The sequence below is a fragment of the Paraburkholderia sp. J69-1 genome, assembly GCF_905220255.1.
GTDB lineage: Bacteria > Pseudomonadota > Gammaproteobacteria > Burkholderiales > Burkholderiaceae > Paraburkholderia.
The window spans coordinates 350,767-364,548 of record NZ_CAJMZG010000002.1 but is presented as its reverse complement, the minus strand read 5'-3'; the positions used below and the strand labels follow the sequence as shown (position 1 = coordinate 364,548).

Sequence of the window (13,782 nt, the reverse complement as noted above, 5' to 3'; positions counted from 1 at the left end):
CAGGCAGTAAAACGAGGAGTATCCAGGCCATGTTCAACGACGTATTGATCGTTTGCCACGCAAACGTCTGCCGCTCGCCCGCGGCGGAACAATTGTTCCGCGCGCATCTTCGCGAGCGGGTAGCCGAGCATTCAGGCGAAGTTCATTCGGCCGGTCTGCGCGCGCTGGAAGGCGTGGACATGGACCCGGTCATGCAACGCCTGCTCGCCGAGCGCGGTGTCGAAGTGGGCGAGCATCGCTCGCGCCGGCTCACCAGCCGTCTCGTGCGTCAGGCCGACCTCGTGCTGGTCACGGAGCGCCACCAGGTCTCCGCGGTCGAGCGCATTGAACCGACCGCGCGCGGCAAGGTGTACGCGCTCGGCAATTGGGAGAACTCGGACGTCGCCGATCCGCATGGTCTCGATGAGGCCACGTATCGCGAGAGTCTGGAGTTGATGGATCGTCTGATTAAGGGATGGCTGAGCCGAATATGCCAATGACTAAACTCAAGCTGATGAGCGTGCTGGCGCTAGGCGCCTTTGTTTCCGCGTGCTCGACCGCGCCCGGTAATTACCTCGATACGTCCAGTCTCAAGGAACAGCCGAGTAACCAGCCGCAAAAGCAGTACGACGTGCATCTGATCGACTCGCAACTGGTGATGCGTCAGGCGCAGGAAGCGGCTGGCGTGCACGTCGATCTGCCGCCGGCGAAATACGCCAATGCGGCCGATTACGTCTATCACATCGCGCCGCAGGACATTCTCGGCGTGACCGTCTACGACCACCCGGAACTCTCGACGCCGCAAGGCTCGACGTTCTCGCAGGGCGGCAATACCACGCAGACCGTGGGGCAGGCGCTCACGCAGCCGTATACCAATGCGCTGTCCGGCCAGTCCGACCCATATGGGCAGACCGTGGCGAAGGACGGCACGATCTATTTCCCGTTCGTGGGCCGCGTGATGGCCGCGGGCAAGACCGCGGGACAGTTGCGCGATCAACTTTCTTCGGGGCTCGGGCCGTACATCAAGAATCCGCAGGTGGACGTGCGTGTGCTCGCCTACCGCAGCCAGAAAATCCAGGTGACCGGCGACGTGAAGACGCCGGGCCCGCTCTCCATGAGCGACGTGCCGCTGTCGCTGGTCGACGCGATCACGCGTTCGGGCGGCTCGACCGACAACGCCGATATCAACCGCGTGCGCCTCACGCGCAACGGCAAGCTCTATGTGCTCGACGCGAACCGCATGCTCGATTCGGGCGACGCGACGCAGAACGTCATGCTGCAGGACGGCGACATCATCAATGTGCCGGATCGTTCGGATAGCAGAGTATTTGTGATGGGCGAAGTTAAGACGCCGATCCAGACCGGCATGATCCGCGGCAAGTTGACCATCGCCGATGCGTTGACCTCGGCTGGCGGCGTGCTGGATACCGATGCGAATCCGCGTCAGATCTTCGTGATGCGCGGCATGAAGGACAACCCGAGCGAGCCGGAGATCTATCGACTCGATATGACGAAGCCGGACGCGATCATGCTGTCGTCGCAATTCCAGTTGAAGCCGATGGATGTCGTGTATGTCGGTACGGCGGCCTCGACGACCTTCAACCGCTTGCTGCAGCAGATCCTGCCAACGGTTCAGACGGTCTTCTACCTGAAGCAGATCACGCGTTAAGGGCGTGAGGTCTTTCCTCCCACGCAACACGATTTAAAACGGGATCGAAACGTGAGCATTCAAGCCAACAGTCAGGCGGCCCCGGCGGCCCGCACAGAGGAAGAGGACGTTGTCCTCGGCCAGTTGCTGCGCGTCATCATCGACGACATCGGCTGGCTCATCGCGATCGCGGCGGTCGTAGTCGGCTGCGCCGTGTTCTACTGCTACGTCGCCAAGCCGGTCTATACGGCGGACACGCAGGTGCGCGTCGAACAGGCTGACTACACCTCGCAGGCGCTGACGCAGACGCAGTCGGGCGCCAACATCACGAGCGGTCAGCAGGGCTCCCTGCCGACCGACGCCGAAATCCAGATGATCCAGAGCCGCAGCGTGCTCGAACCGGTCGTCAAGCAGTTCAAGCTGAACTTCTCGGTCGCGCCGGTGACCTTGCCGGTGGTCGGCAGCCTGGCCGCGCGTCTGGCGACGCCGGGTACGCCGTCGCGTCCGTGGTTCGGCCTGGGTTCGTATGCATGGGGCGGCGAAGTCGCCAATGTGGATTCGATCGAAGTCGCGCCCGAACTGGAAGGCAAGAAGCTCACGCTCACGGCGCTCGACGGAAATCGCTATGTGATCTCGGGCCCGGACGGCGGCCGTCTGGTCGAAGGCACGGTTGGCCAGCAGGCCCAGGGCGGCGGCGTGACGATGCTGGTGAGCGATCTGAAGGCACGCCCGGGCACGCGCTTCTCGGTGGTACGCATGAACGATCTGGACGCCGTGATGGGCTTCCAGAACGCCGTGAAGGTGCAGGAGCAGGGCAAGCAGACCGGTGTGATCGACATCTCGCTCGAAGACACCGATCCGGATCGCGCCGCGCAGGTGGCCAACGCCGTGGCGCAGTCGTATCTGCGCGAGCACGTCGCCACCAAGCAGGCCGATGCGAGCAAGATGCTCGACTTCCTGCGCAGCGAACAGCCGCGCCTGAAGTCGGACCTCGAAAACGCCGAAGCCGCGCTGACTGCGTATCAAAGCAAGTCGGGTTCGATCAACGCCAGCGACGAAGCAAAGATCTACCTCGACGGCAGCGTGCAATACGAGCAGCAGATTTCGGCGCTGCAATTGCAGATCGCTTCGCTGCAACAGCGCTTTGGCGACCAGCATCCGGTGCTGATCGCCGCGCGCCAGCAGCTTGCGCAACTGCAGGGCGAGCGCGCCAAGTACGACACCAAGTTCCGCGATCTGCCGGCGACCGAAGTAAAGGCCGTGCAGCTGCAGCGCGACGCGAAGGTGGCGGAAGACATCTACGTGCTGCTGCTCAACCGTATTCAGGAGCTTTCGGTGCAGCGCGTGGGCACGGGCGGCAATGTGCATATCGTCGATCCGGCGATGCGCCCGGGCAAGCCGTCGAAGCCCAAGAAGCTGCTGATCGTTTCGGCGGCGGCGATGCTGGGCCTGATTCTCGGCACGGGCTTTGTGCTGATGCGCCGGAACATGTTCAAGGGCATCGTCGACCCGGACGTCATCGAGCGCAATTTCCAGCTGCCGGTTTATGGTCTCGTGCCGCTCTCGACGGAACAGGCCGTGCTGGAAAAGCGCGCGCCGGTGCGTGGCGGCACGCGTCTGCGTGAAGTGCTGGCTAATGCGGCGCCGAAAGACCTCACGGTCGAAAGCCTGCGTTCGCTGCGCACGTCGCTGCAGTTCAGCGTGATGGATGCGCGCAATCATGTGGTGGCGATCACCGGTTCCGTGCCGGGCGTCGGCAAGAGTTTCCTGACCGCGAATCTCGCGGTGCTGCTGGCGCACTCGGGCAAGCGCGTGCTGATGATCGACGGCGACATGCGCCGTGGCGCGCTCGAGCGCTATCTGGGCGGGCCGCAGGACAGCGGCTTTTCCGAACTGCTCTCGGGGCAGATCTCTCTGGACGAGGCCATTCGTGCGACCGAAGTGGATAACCTGCACTTCATCTCGTGCGGCCGTCGTCCGCCCAATCCGTCCGAGCTGCTGATGTCGCCGCGTCTTGGCCAGTATCTGGAAGGTCTCGCGCTGCGCTACGACGTGCTGCTGATCGACACGCCGCCGGTGCTGGCCGTGACCGACGCCGCCATCATCGGCGGTCATGCGGGTTCGACCTTCCTCGTGCTGCGTTCGGGCATGCATACCGAAGGCGAGATCGCCGATACGCTCAAGCGCCTGCGCAATACAGGCGTGCGCGTGACGGGCGGCGTGTTCAACGGTGTGCCGGCACGAGCACGCGGCAGCTACGGCTATGGCTACAGCGCCGTGCAGGAATATCTGAGCGCCTGATGAAGAGGGAACACGCGATGAAAGTGACCGTGCTTGTGCCGACGTATCGGCGTCCTGACGATCTGGCGCGCTGCCTTTCCGCGCTGCTGTGCCAGCAGCGTGCGCCCGACCAGATCGTAGTGGTGGCGCGTCCCGACGACGAAGCCACACACGCGTGCCTCGCGGGACACGTGACGCCCCGCGTGCTGAACGTAGAGGTCGCAACGGTCGAAGAACCCGGCCAGGTGGCCGCGCTCAATCGCGGTATCGAAGCCGCGACGGGCGACGTGATCGCCATCACCGACGACGACGCCGCGCCGCATCCCGATTGGGTCGCGCGCATCGCTGCGCATTTCGAATCGGATGCGCTGCTGGGCGCGCTGGGCGGGCGCGACTGGGTGCATGAAGAAGGCCGCGTGCTCGATGGCGAGCGGGCGCTGGTGGGGCGCGTACAGCGCTCCGGGCGCATTGTCGGCAATCATCATCTGGGCGTGGGCAAGGCGCGTGAAGTCGATCTGCTCAAGGGCGCGAATATGAGCTATCTGCGTGCGGCGATCGGCGATCTGCGGTTTGACCGCCGCCTGCGCGGCACCGGTGCGCAGACGCATAACGACATGGCCTTCAGCATGGGCGTGAAGCGTGCTGGATGGAAGCTTGTCTATGACCCGCTCGTGGCCGTCGATCACTATCCTGCGCCGCGTCCTGGCGAAGATCCGCGCAATGCGCAGACGCTCGCTTCGATCCGCAATGCCGCCTACAACTTCCATCTGATTCTGCGCGCTCACCTCGAGCCGATGCATCGCGAAACGGCGTGGTGGTGGTGGGCGCTGATCGGCACGCGTGTTTATCCGGGGCTGCTGCATACCGGCCTGAGCGCCGTGCGTTCGGGTTCCGCCGGGGCCGCATTCGCACGCTGGCGCGCGGTGCGCGGCGGCGCACGCGAAGCTCGCCGCGCCATCGCCTGACGAACGCCCCGCACACGACATTACGGAGGACCCCGAATGAGTAGTACGACAGTCCACGTGCACCTGTTTTACGGCGCCGATCCACGCCACTATCGCAAGGGCGAGAACATCGGTTGCCTCTACGGCTACCATCACGCGGAATCTGCGGAATTCGCGCTCAATTACGCCAAGGACGTGCGCGAAGGCAAGCCGGTGCGTTTTGCGCGCCGCGCCTTGAAAGCCGCGCTCGGCTTCGATCTGGTTCACGCCTGGCGCAACCGTCACGCGATGCTGCAATCGGACGTGATCTGGACGCATACGGAACAGGAGCATCTGGCGGTCGCGCTGGTGTTGCTGATGCAGGCGAAAAAGGGCGGGGCGCGCCCGCTGCTGCTCGCGCAGAGCGTGTGGCTGCTCGACCGCTGGCAAGGCTATGGCGCGCTGCGCCGGGCCTTCTACAAGCGTCTGCTGGCCCGTGCCGACCGCCTGACCACGCTCGCGAGCGAGAATGCCGCGCTCTGCAAGGACTATTTCGGCCGCGCCGCCACGCCCTTGCTCTACGGGCTGAATACCTTCGACTTTCCGCTTTGTCCGCCGTCGCACTGGAAGCCGCATACGCCCGTGCGCGTGGCGGCGATCGGCAACGATCGCGACCGCGACTGGACCACGCTCGTCGCCGCCTTGCGCGACGATCCGCGCTATGAGGTGCGCATTGCCACGCGTCGCCGCATGCCCGCTTCGGCGCGCGCCGCGAACGTGGAAATCGTGCGTGTTTCCGGCATCCAGCAGCAACACGCGCTGTATGACTGGGCCGATATCATCGTCGTGCCGCTGCGCCCGAATACGCATGCTTCCGGTATTACCGTGATGCTGGAAGCGGCGGCGCTCGGCAAGCCGATGATCGTCACGAAGGTGGGCGCGCTCGACGATTACTTCGACGATAACGCCGCCTTCTACGTCGAGCCCTTCAACGCCGACCAGTTGCGCGAAGCCGTGAATGCGCTCGTGGACGATCCGGCACGCACGCTCGCACAGGCGCGCGAGGCCTGCGAGCAACTGCGCACGCGCGATCTCACCACCGAGAACTTCGCGCGCCAGCATGCGCAACTCACGCGCGAGATGATGCTCGAACGCGATCCGCGTACCGAAAGCGCCGCGCGCGCCAACGTGGCAGCCGGTGCAACCGGCCAGATGCCGCGCGGGATGTGATCATGCGTGTGCCGTCCACCATTCCGGCTTCGATGCCTTCCGCCACGCCCGCGGGCGCGCCAGCCGCGACGAAATCCGGCCTGCGCCGCGCGATGGGCCGCGATACGCTGCCGGTGATCGCGCTGTGGACTTTCACGGGCCTGCTGATCCTCGCGCACCAGGGCACGGTGCTGACGCTGGCGTTTCCGGTGCTGGCCATCGCCACGGGACTGTGGCTTTATTTCGTGAACCCGGTGCGCTATGTGGGCTTCATGTGGTGGCTCTGGTTTCTGAGCCCCGAAGTGCGCCGTCTCGCCGATTACGGCAAAGGCGGCTTCACGCCCACCAGCCTGATTCAGGTCGCGCCGCTCGCGGTGACGATGATCAGCGGGCTTTCGCTGCTGCGCTATTACCCGGTACTCGCGCAGCGTCGTGGTTTGCCGCTGCTGCTGGCCTTGCTCGGCATCGGCTATGGCTTTGTCGTGGGCGTGGTAGGCAACGGTCCGGCCGCTGCCGTATTCGATCTGGCGAACTGGGTTTATCCGCTGCTGATCGGCTTTCACATCATGGTGCTCACGCGCCAGTACGAAGAATGCCGCGACACCATCGTCAACACCTTTATCTACGGCATGTTCGTGATGGGCGCCTATGGGCTGATCCAGTTCTTCATCATGCCGCCGTGGGACGCGATGTGGATGATCGGCTCGGACATGAATTCGCAGGGCGACCCCGTGCCGCTGGGCGTGCGCGTATTCAGCACGATGAATTCGTCGGGTCCGTTTGCCTTCGCGATGATGGGCGCGATGGTGCTGGTGATGGCCGCGAAACATCGCGTGCGCTGGATCGCGGCGGCGTTCGGCTTCTTCTCGTTCGCGCTGTCGCTGGTGCGCTCGACCTGGGGCGGCTGGGCCATCGCCATGGTGATCCAGCTGATGAAGTCGAGCAACAAGGTGCGCTTGCGCATTATCGTCAGCGCGTTTGTGCTTGCGGGCATCTGCGTGCCGCTGCTGACCTTCGGGCCGGTGGCCGACCGCATGCAGCAGCGCCTGAACACGCTCGTGAACCTGAGCGACGACCAGAGCTACGAGGCGCGTAACCAGTTCTACGCCGATTTCGCCAAGACCGCCTTCACCGACGTGACGGGCGAGGGCCTGGGCGCAACCGGCGCATCGACCAAGCTTTCCAGCAGCAACGGCCAGCTCGGCCAGTACGGCAGTTTCGACAGCGGCGTGATGAACATTCCGTTCGTGCTCGGCTGGCCCGGCACGCTGATGTATATGGCGGGCGTGCTGTGGTTGATCGCGCGCGCCGTGCGCCAGTCGCTGCGCATGCGGGAAGACCGCTACGTGTGCGCATGTCTGAGCCTGATGGTGTCGATCTTCGCGATGCTGGTGTTCACCAATTCGCTGGTGGGCACGGGCGGTCTGCTGCTGTTTTCCAGTGTTTTTTCCATTCTCAGCGCGGGGCACTGGCGCAAGATGACGCGGCGCCAGGCCAGCGTCCGTGCTCCAGACATTACCCCGACTACGGAGGTCTCCGATTGAGAGTCGCAATCGTCACGCATGTGGTGCGCCATAACGACGGCCAGGGGCGCGTCAACCACGAAATCGCGCGCGCGGCGCTCGACGAAGGGTTCGAGGTCACGCTGGTGGCTTCGCACGTCGCGCCGGAACTGCTGGCGCATCCCAAGGTGAAATGGGTGCGCGTGCAACCTTCGAAACTTTGGCCGACCAACCTGTTGCGTCAACAGGTGTTCGCGCTCAAGAGTGCGCTCTGGCTCAAAAGCCATCGCAGCGAATACGACGTGCTGCACGTGAATGGCTTCATTACGTGGGCGCAAGCCGATGTCAATACCGCGCACTTCGTACACGGCGGCTGGGGGCGCAGCAAGTATTACCCGTTCGGGCTGACCCGCGGCGTCTGGTCGGCGTATCAGTTCGTCTATACGCGCGTGAACGCGGTGCTGGAGCGCTGGGCGTACCGGCGCTCGCGTGTGATCGCAGCGGTATCGCGCAAGGTCGCCGATGAAATTCTCGCTTCGGGCGGCGATCCGCTCGAACGGCTCGACGTGATCTATAACGGCGTGGATACGCGTGGTTTCTCCGGTGCGGATTCGGATCGCGAGAAATTCAATCTTCCCGCCGATAAATTCCTGCTGCTGTTCGTGGGCGATCTGCGCACGCCGCGCAAAAACCTGGGCACGGTGCTGCATGCGCTCAAGCAATTGCCCGAGCATGTACATCTGGCGGTGGCCGGTTATCTGCCGGGCAGTCCGTACCCGGAAATGTCGCGCGAACTCGGCATTGCTTCGCGCGTGCATTTTCTCGGCCTCGTGCGTGAAATGCCAGTGTTGATGCGCAGTGTCGATAGCTACGTCTTTCCTTCGCGCTACGAAGCAATGAGTCTTTCGCTGCTGGAAGCGATGGCGGCGGGCTTGCCGGTCGTGACCGCGCGCACGGCAGGCGGCGCGGAAATCATCACGCCCGATTGCGGCATCGTGCTCGAAGACCCGGACGACGCGAAAGCGCTCGCCGGAGCGATCCAGCAACTCGCCGACGATACGCCACGCCGCGTCGCGATGGGCGCAGCGGCGGCGGAACTCGCCTGCCGCTTCGGCTGGGCGCGGATGGCTGCGCAATACATCGCGCTCTATCGCGAGCTGGCGGGCGACGCGGGCGCGACAGTGCGCAGCGATGCCTACGCCGAACCCGCGACGCCCGCACTCGCGCCGCTTTCGGGCGGCCAGTCGCTGCCGCGCGCAGAGACGACTTAATCCGTTATTCGCCTCGATGGCTGCATAACAAGTTGCACAACAAGGAATCGCGATGACGAAACAATCCATCCATTCGCTACAGATCGGCATGCACTGGTTCCCCGAGCGTGCTGGTGGCCTCGATCGCATGTATTACTCGCTGGTGGGCGCGTTGCCCGGTGCCGGCGTACACGTACGCGGCGTCGTGGCCGGCTCGCCGAAGGTGGCCGAAGACAGTGGCGGCGCGATCCAGGGCTTCGGCTCGGCGGCACGCGCGTTGCCGTTCCGCCTGATGGACGCGCGCCGTGCGTTGCGCAGCGAAATCCGTCGCCATCGTCCGGACGTCATTTCCTCGCACTTCGCGCTGTACACCTTTCCGGGTCTCGACGTTACGCGCGGCATTCCGCAGGTCTCGCATTTTCAGGGACCGTGGGCCGACGAGAGCTTTGTCGAAGGCGCCGCCACGCTGAGTCAGCGCATCAAGCATTCGCTCGAACAATCGGTGTACGAACGATCGTCGCGACTCATCGTGCTGTCGAAAGCATTCGGCGACATTCTCACGAAGCGCTATGCGATCTCGCCCGATCGCGTGCGTATCGTGCCCGGTTGCGTGGATACGGCCCATTTCGATCCGGCCTGCTCCCAGGGCGAGGCGCGTCTGCGTCTGCAATTGCCGCAGAATCGCCCGATCATTCTGGCTGTGCGCCGCCTCGTGCGGCGCATGGGACTGGAAGATCTGATCGACGCGGTCAAGCAGGTCAAGCAGCGCCACCCGGATATTCTGCTGCTGATCGCGGGGCGCGGGCGTCTGGAAGGGGAGCTGCAACAGCGTATCGACGAAGCGGGTCTCACGGATAACGTCAAGTTGCTGGGCTTCGTGCCCGACGCGCATCTGCCTTCGCTGTATCGCGCCGCCACGTTGAGCGTGGTGCCCACGGTCGCGCTCGAAGGCTTCGGGCTGATTACGGTGGAATCGCTTTCCGCCGGCACGCCGGTGCTGGTGACGCCGGTGGGCGGTTTGCCGGAAGCGGTGGCGGGTCTGTCGCCGGATCTGGTGTTGCCGGAAACTGGCGCGGCCGCGATTGCCGAAGGCATCGACGCCGCGCTTTCAGGCCGCATCAAACTACCGGATGAAGCGGCGTGCAAAGCCTACGCACGCGAGCATTTCGACAATGCCGTGATTGCAAAACGCGTGGCCGATGTTTATGCCGAAGCGATTGCCGCGCATTGAGTTTATCGTGCGCTAAAACGAAATCGCCGCTCGAAAGAGCGGCGATTGATTTTGCAGATTCTCAAAACGGATTCTTCAGGTTTTACCAAGCCGTTTGCGTGCGTCCTCGTACATCCAGCGCAGCGTTTCCTCGATAGACCGGCGTTCGCTTTCGCCAATGAGCGTGCGCAGTTTCGCATTCGAACCGACCAGATGGCGCACTTCATTCGCACGCACAAAACGCGGATCGATCTTCACCTCGATCGAATAGCCCGCAATCCGCGCGAGCGAAGCGAGAATTTCGCCGAGCGTCCAGCCCGTACCCGAGCAGACATTCACGGTCTTGCCACGCGGCGCCACGGCGATGAGTCTTGCGTAAGCATCGACGACATCGCGCACATCGGAAAAATCGCGGCTCACATCGATATTGCCGAGTGAGATCGTACGATCGCCGCGCGCGTAATGCTCGACGATCTTCGGCAGCAGAAAGTCCGTGCTCTGGCCCACGCCCGTGTAATTGAACGGACGCGCGATCACCAGCGGCAATTGCGCGTTCCAACGCTTCGCCACGTATTCCATCGCGAGCTTGCTGACCGCGTAATCGTTGGCCGGTTGCGGGGCAACGGTTTCGTCGATCATGCCGGGCGTGACGTTGCCGTAGACGTTTGCGCTGCTGGCGATCAGCACGGCGCGCGGCACATGCTGCTGCTGCGCGACGGTCTCCAGCAGATTGCGCGTGCCCACCACGTTGACGACGTAAGTGCGCGCGACATCGCCATCGGCGACATTGGCGATGGCCGCGAGATGGACCACGACGTCGGGCCGTGCTGTTTCGACCGCGTGCGCCAGCGCCTCGCGATCGAGCAGATCGGCGGCGAGAGGCGTGACGACGCCCTGCAACTCATTCGCGGCGATGGTCTCGCCCGCGCGCACGGTGCCCCATACGCGATAGCCGTCGGCCGCAAGGTGCGCCGCCATATAGCGCCCCGTGAAGCCGTTGACGCCGGTAATCAGGGCGCGCGGCGCTGGCGCCGCGCTGGAAGGATCAGAACGTGTCATGTCGTTCGTTGCGTGCCAGATCGGCTGTCACCATCATCTGGCAAAGCTGTTCTAGCGAGGTTTGCGGTTCCCAGCCGAGCTTGCTGCGCGCCTTGTCGGCGTTGCCGATCAGCAGATCGACTTCGGCGGGGCGGTAAAAACGCGGGCTGACGCGCACCAGCGTACGGCCCGTGGAAATATCGACGCCGGTTTCGCGCTCGCCACGGCCCGACCATTCGAGCTGGAAGCCAGCGGCTGCGAAAGCCATCGTCACGAAATCGCGCACCGTTTCAGTGCGGCCGGTTGCCAGCACATAAGTATCCGGGTCGCTGGCCTGCAGCATACGCCACATGCCTTCGACGTATTCGGAAGCATAGCCCCAGTCGCGTTTGGCGTCGAGATTGCCGAGTTCCAGCACGTTGGCCTTGCCGAGTTTGATCTTGGCGACCGTGTCGGTAATCTTGCGCGTGACGAATTCGCGGCCACGCAGCGGCGATTCGTGATTGAACAGAATGCCGCTGGTCGCAAAGATATCGTAAGACTCGCGGTAATTGACGGTCGACCAGTGCGCGAAAAGCTTGGAAATACCGTACGGGCTGCGCGGATAAAACGGCGTGTCTTCGCGCTGCGGAACCGCTTGCACCTTGCCGAACATTTCGGACGTGGACGCCTGATAAAAGCGCATACGCGGATTCACCACGCGAATCGCTTCGAGCAGATTGAGCGCGCCGATACCGGTGACTTCGGCGGTGGTGACGGGTTGATCGAACGACACGCCCACGAAGCTTTGTGCGGCGAGGTTATAGATTTCGCCGGCTTGCGCGCGTTCGAGCAGACGCAGCGTCGAACCTGCATCGGTGAGATCGTGCTCGACGAGTTCGAGCGAAGGATGATCGGTGACGCCGAGTTCGTTCATGCGCCAGAAGTTAACCGAACTGGTGCGTCGATAAGTGCCGACCACCTGATAGCCCTTGTCGAGCAGCAGCTTGGTCAGATATGCGCCGTCCTGGCCGGATACGCCGGTAATGATCGCTTTGCGTCGTTCGTTCATGTGTAGGCCTTTGAAGTAGCGAACGTGATAGGGAATCGGTCTTTCAGGACTGCGAGCTGGTTGCGCTCACGCTGTTGCGCACAGTGGCGCCGGCAGCGATGCGATGGCTCGGGCCGCGCGTGAGACGCTTTTCGAAAAGAAACCAGCTTGCGCTTGCATAGACGAGCGTGAGGGTGAGTGCGATGGCCGCGCTCACGGGACGGCTGTAATGAAGCGGCCATACTGCGTAAAGAATCGTGAGGTGAATCAGATAGATCGTGTAGCTGATGGTGCCGATATAGACGAGCACCGGATTGCAGAGCAGGCGCTTGACCCAACCCTTCGATTGCAGCGCAACCACGACCGCCGACGTGCAAAGCACGAGCGAGACGCTATAAAGCAGTGCATTCGAGAGCGGCGTGTTCATGCCGCGAAAACGCGGGTAATGCAGATGCAGCCAGGCCAGCACGGCAAGCGCGGCGAAAAACAGGATGGCAGCAGGAATCTTGAACGGCTCCAGCGCGTTGCGGTCGCGGCGCACGAGCACGGCGAGCAGGGCGCCTGCCGCAAGCAGGTCCATGCGGAACGGGGTGAGGTAATAGATCGGCCAATAGGTGGCGAACCACGGCGTAGCGATCGCGCGTAGCACCGGCACGATAACGATCAGCGAGGCGGCCACCACGGCAAGCCAGCGTTGCGGCAGTAACAGCACCACGAAGGGCCAGAAAATATAGAACTGCTCTTCGACCGCTAGCGACCAGAGAATATTGAGGCTGTCGTGGCCGCTCTGACCGAGCGCATCGCCGATATTCGTGGCGAAGAATGCATACCACGGCCAGTAATGCGCCCAACCGAAGCCGAATAGCAGCGATGAAACGATCATCAGCAAAATGTACGGCGGCAGGATGCGGCGCACACGGCGCGCATAAAAGTAGCTGAAATACGATTGCCCGCGCGCTTTACGCTCCAGCAGGATGCCGGTGATCAGGAAACCGCTTAGCACGAAAAATAAATCGACACCCATCCAGAGCGGCGCGCGCAAGGCGTGTTGTGCGAACACGGCAAGCACGGCGAATGCACGCATGCCGTCGAGCTGGACGATACGGTGCGAATGTTGGGGTGGCGCGCTGGTCAGGCTGTTGACGGTCATCGGCTATCCGGTGGATTTCATGCATGCATAGTCCAGACGATTCTAGAAAGAATTTATTGGGCAAAAAGTCCGAAATATATCGACTTGTAAATTCTCAAAATGAATCGCGTGCCGATGTCCCGGGAATCGGTAAGTTTGGAATAGGGGCGGAAAGAATTGCCTGTTGGGAGGGAGAGGCGGCGCGAGGAGTGCGCTGGCGACCGCGTGGGCCGCCCGTTTGCCTGGCGTTTCGACTGGCAGATTCGGTTAAATCGAATTTGCATTTCGAGTCCTGGTTTTTCCTACTTGTCAATGAGGATGGCTGTCAGATTTGCGCTTTATCTACGATTTATCTTTGACGGTTATCAAATATAAGTGCAGTTTACGATTGTTCTGATTAAATCGGTCTATAAATGAAGCGTGGTTCTTGACGTTTGAAATTAATCACTGAAATCGTTAAAGCTATTTTCCAATCGCCGATAAATAGATTCGCTGATGCGAAGGGATCTTCCATTGGCTTTTTTCGGGCTTTATCTAGCATGAAGCAATCGATCAACCTGGGCTGTGAATACTGTCTGGAGCTT

Annotated in this window: 11 protein-coding genes; 8 read left to right on the top strand and 3 right to left on the bottom strand. The window is 62.6% G+C overall.

Features of this window, described 5'->3' with window-relative positions:
• Positions 1-29: 29 nt before the first annotated feature.
• The 8 genes from U5A67_RS04710 to U5A67_RS04675 all read left to right on the top strand — a co-directional run bounded on the left by U5A67_RS04710 (position 30) and on the right by U5A67_RS04675 (position 10,022).
• A complete protein-coding gene (locus U5A67_RS04710) occupies positions 30-479 on the top strand; it encodes a low molecular weight protein-tyrosine-phosphatase (protein ID WP_205982341.1) in 450 nt (149 codons plus the stop codon).
• A complete protein-coding gene (locus U5A67_RS04705) occupies positions 476-1,648 on the top strand; it encodes a polysaccharide biosynthesis/export family protein (RefSeq protein WP_205982342.1) in 1,173 nt (390 codons plus the stop codon). Before U5A67_RS04710 ends, U5A67_RS04705 begins: the two co-directional genes overlap by 4 nt.
• Positions 1,649-1,699: 51 nt before the next feature.
• Positions 1,700-3,928 (top strand): polysaccharide biosynthesis tyrosine autokinase, encoded by a 2,229-nt coding sequence (locus U5A67_RS04700; RefSeq protein ID WP_321813245.1) that lies wholly within the window; start codon positions 1,700-1,702, stop codon positions 3,926-3,928.
• Positions 3,929-3,945: 17 nt separating this feature from the next.
• On the top strand, positions 3,946-4,872 hold the full coding sequence (locus tag U5A67_RS04695) for a glycosyltransferase family 2 protein (RefSeq protein ID WP_205982344.1): 927 nt from the start codon (positions 3,946-3,948) through the stop codon (positions 4,870-4,872).
• Between the two features lie 36 nt (positions 4,873-4,908).
• A complete protein-coding gene (locus U5A67_RS04690; RefSeq protein ID WP_321813244.1) occupies positions 4,909-6,060 on the top strand; it encodes a glycosyltransferase family 4 protein in 1,152 nt (383 codons plus the stop codon).
• A 92-nt stretch (positions 6,061-6,152) separates the two neighbouring features.
• On the top strand, positions 6,153-7,583 hold the full coding sequence (locus tag U5A67_RS04685) for a glucose-6-phosphate isomerase (protein ID WP_321813398.1): 1,431 nt from the start codon (positions 6,153-6,155) through the stop codon (positions 7,581-7,583).
• Entirely contained in the window at positions 7,580-8,812 is a 1,233-nt protein-coding gene (locus tag U5A67_RS04680) for a glycosyltransferase family 4 protein (protein WP_205982346.1), read from the top strand. The genes U5A67_RS04685 and U5A67_RS04680 overlap by 4 nt, the downstream gene beginning before the upstream one ends.
• 52 nt (positions 8,813-8,864) lie before the next feature.
• Positions 8,865-10,022 carry a glycosyltransferase family 4 protein gene (locus U5A67_RS04675; RefSeq protein ID WP_321813243.1) on the top strand — a complete coding sequence of 386 codons (1,158 nt, stop codon included), beginning with the start codon at positions 8,865-8,867 and terminating at the stop codon, positions 10,020-10,022.
• Between the two features lie 75 nt (positions 10,023-10,097).
• Here the strand turns inward: U5A67_RS04675 and U5A67_RS04670 are convergent, their stop codons facing one another.
• From U5A67_RS04670 to U5A67_RS04660, 3 genes are read right to left on the bottom strand one after another with little or no spacing between them, the layout of a single operon-like run.
• Positions 10,098-11,060, bottom strand: coding sequence for an SDR family NAD(P)-dependent oxidoreductase (locus U5A67_RS04670; protein ID WP_321813242.1), 963 nt, complete (start codon positions 11,058-11,060; stop codon positions 10,098-10,100).
• A complete protein-coding gene (gene gmd, locus U5A67_RS04665) occupies positions 11,047-12,090 on the bottom strand; it encodes a GDP-mannose 4,6-dehydratase (protein WP_321813241.1) in 1,044 nt (347 codons plus the stop codon). Before gmd ends, U5A67_RS04670 begins: the two co-directional genes overlap by 14 nt.
• Before the next feature lie 43 nt (positions 12,091-12,133).
• The gene (locus tag U5A67_RS04660) at positions 12,134-13,219 is read right to left on the bottom strand and encodes an acyltransferase family protein (RefSeq protein WP_205982350.1); all 1,086 of its coding nucleotides are present in this window, start codon (positions 13,217-13,219) and stop codon (positions 12,134-12,136) included.
• Between the last annotated feature and the right edge of the window lie 563 nt (positions 13,220-13,782).